Consider the following 2,660-nt stretch of genomic DNA (forward strand, 5'->3'; position numbering starts at 1 on the left):
CTCTCTCATCAGAGCCGGATAATACTTCCCGAACAATATCAGAAGTATACGAAAACCTGACCTCTGCTTTTGGATACCTGGTTTTCATCAATTCCATGCAGCGGGTAACAACAGTTTTCCCTTCAGACATGGTCGTACCTTGAGCGACTATTAAAATGGCACCATTAGATTCTCTTTTATTTTTAGCCATTATTAAAATTATCCATTAATGACCGACTTCACTCATATTTTTGCTAGAACAAGTAATAATAGATATTTATTTTATATTCTGTTTTTAAGGAAATTACCAACTTCACAGCTCCATACTAGAGTTCGTGATATTTTGAGGCTTTAAATTGTTATTTTGAAACTGGATGGTGCATATCTTTTTTGTGTGTATCAGTTTCAAAACAATGGCATGATTATTCTCATAATAATCAACATATGAAAAATCCTTTGTATGACAAAATGATAGATAATTCAGGTTTTAAATAATTACCTAAATTATCAATCACCCATTTTCCTTAAATACCTTTTACCGCGTCAGCAATGGTATCTGCCTTTATATCCTCTAATTTCAGATACTTGGCACCCATCGCATCAGAGATCTTATGCGCAAGCCCGAATGCGATATAACTCTGCTCTGTATCGATCACCATTGAGGGAATTTTTGAATCCCTGATATGGGATGCCACTTCTGTCACATCATCGAGCGGAGATCCTGAACCCATGCTCACGTTTGCTTTCCCATCCGAGATCAGGATCATACGGGGAATTGTATGTGCATTGATCATCTTCTCCCTGAGTAGAACCTCAAAGCCTTTTGAAAGTCCGGAGGCAAGAGGAGTTTTCCCCCCCACTGGAAGGCTCTGCATACATTTCCGTGCAAGTTCTACACTGGATGTCGGGGGTAGGAGCACCTCTGCACCTGAGCCACGGAATACAACCAGTCCTACCCGGTCCCGTTTCTGGTAAGCATCTATGAGCAACGATAAGATCGCTCCTTTCACGGCAGTCATCCGCTGCTGGGCTCCCATACTCCCGCTGGCATCGACCACAAAAAGAACGGTATTTCCCATCTTCCGTTCCCGTACCTTCTCACGGATATCAGAAGTCTCAATCTTCACCGCCAGATCCCCATTCCTTCCTTTCTGATGGGGAGCAGCTGCCCGGATTGTTGCATCAAGCGCGATATCAGCAGTGAGCCGATCCGGAATCCGACTTCTGACATACTTCCCGTCCCGTGACTCAGTCACACTTCTGCGACCACTCCCATCCCGTTTAAATGAATCAATCCGCCTGGGCTGAGCGAGTGGCTTCTGACTCACTTTAAATGGTGATCCTTCTGCAAACTGGGTTGTCGTGGATCCATCAGGCGTCGTATTCTCCTGGGGTTTTTGATCCTGCTCTGTCTGTTCTTCCTTCTGCTCGGGTTGCTGGCGTTCCTGTTGTGATTTCTGGATAGACTCCTCAATCTTATCCTTGTCCATTTGCTGATCAGAGAAGGGTTGGCTTCGCATTCGGTGAGAGAGGACCAGTTCTGCTGCCTCCCGCACATCATCCTCGGTAACCTCAACTCTTGCGTTGAATGACGCAATGGTCTTCGCTGTTTTCATCATGATAATGTCAGCCCGATGCCCGTCAACAGCCGCATCCATGCAGATCTGAGCGATCATGTAGAGCATCTCATCAGAGATGGTTACCAAAGAGAGCAGTCCCTGTGCCCTGGTGATTCGTGTTCTGAGTTCATCTTCTTCTTCTCCGAATTCACCGATAAACTCCAGGGGGTGGCGTTCATACCTCCTGCGACGATTGATCACTTCAACGCGGGTATCAATATCGTCTATCCCTTCTATATCAACACAAAGTCCGAATCTGTCAAGGAGTTGTGGACGAAGATCACCCTCCTCCGGGTTCATTGTCCCGATCAAAATAAATGAAGCAGGATGTTCAAACGATACTCCTTCCCTCTCGATGACATTGACTCCCATTGCAGCGGCATCAAGAAGCACGTCCACAATATGATCGCTGAGCAGGTTGACTTCATCAACATACAGAATGTTTCTGTTTGCTTTTGCCAGAACACCTGGTTCGAACTTCTTCTCACCTTTCTGTAATGCGTATTCGATATCAAGGCTTCCAATTACTTTATCTTCTGTTGCACTGATTGGGAGTTCGACAACTCTCATCTTTTTTCTTGTTGAGATGAGTTGACCCCCCTTTTTCTGGCACTCCTCGCAGAATGTTGTTGGATCAGCAGGATCACATCCGAAGATGCATCCGTCAACGACATCCTGTTCTGGAAGAAGATGGGCCAGAGCCCGTGCTGCCGTGGACTTAGCCGTTCCTTTCTCTCCTTTGATCAGAACGCCGCCGATACGAGGGTTAATTGCATTGAGAAGCAGGGCCTTTTTCATCAGCTCCTGCCCTACTATCGCCGAAAATGGGTAAATTTCATCGAAATGATGCATACCAGTATTCCCCGGGATCATTGAGTACGGAGATGAGCATGAAGGTGCTGATGATCGTGGGTATGTTGAATCTTCTGGATCGATTGCTCCACTTTCGCTGTATCCATCTGCTGCTCTGAAAATGGTTTTCTCCGCATCCTGTGTGAGAGAACCAGAGTTGCCGCTTCACGAACATCCTCTTGGATGACTTCTGTTCTCCCATGGTATGCA

Annotated in this window: 1 protein-coding gene and 1 pseudogene; both read right to left on the reverse strand. The window is 45.9% G+C overall.

What is annotated here, in order from left to right:
* Nucleotides 1-503 precede the first annotated feature (503 nt).
* Nucleotides 504-2,471, reverse strand: a complete 1,968-nt coding sequence (locus tag LUQ50_RS10175) for a putative cobaltochelatase (protein ID WP_367278986.1) — start codon at nucleotides 2,469-2,471, stop codon at nucleotides 504-506.
* A pseudogene (locus LUQ50_RS10180) lies at nucleotides 2,468-2,660 on the reverse strand (hypothetical protein); the annotation flags it as partial. The pseudogene LUQ50_RS10180 and the gene LUQ50_RS10175, both read right to left, overlap by 4 nt.

This window comes from Methanospirillum sp., from assembly GCF_028679455.1.
GTDB lineage: Archaea > Halobacteriota > Methanomicrobia > Methanomicrobiales > Methanospirillaceae > Methanospirillum.

What these genes read in the sequence shown, in the direction of transcription:
- LUQ50_RS10175 (WP_367278986.1), bottom strand. Translation starts at nt 2,471, where the DNA reads ATGATCCCGGGGAATACTGGTATGCATCATTTCGATGAAATTTACCCA.